Consider the following 274-nt stretch of genomic DNA (forward strand, 5'->3'; position numbering starts at 1 on the left):
TGCCCAGCTCTTCCGCTTCGATCATCGAGAACAGCGTCCAGCGGACGATGTTGAACCAGCGGTCATCGCCCTGGCGCACCGCCGGTCCCAGCGGCTCCTTGGAAATGATCTCGGGCAGCACCATGAACCCCTCGGGGTCGGACAGGGTCAGTCTTTGCGCGTAGAGTGCGGAGGCATCCGTCGTGTAGACATCGCAGCGGCCGTTGTTCAGCGCGACAATGGTTTCATCCGGGCGTTCGAACGAGACGATCTCGTAGGTGATGTTGTTCGCCTT

General features: G+C 60.9%; 1 protein-coding gene. It reads right to left on the reverse strand.

Annotated elements, in window-relative coordinates; translation table 11 throughout:
• Positions 1-274: type 2 periplasmic-binding domain-containing protein (locus tag Ga0451573_RS19190; RefSeq protein WP_231685794.1), on the reverse strand; the 274-nt coding region annotated here is incomplete at both ends.

Origin of the sequence: Phosphitispora fastidiosa, assembly GCF_019008365.1 — a bacterium.
GTDB classification, from domain to species: domain Bacteria; phylum Bacillota; class Thermincolia; order Thermincolales; family UBA2595; genus Phosphitispora; species Phosphitispora fastidiosa.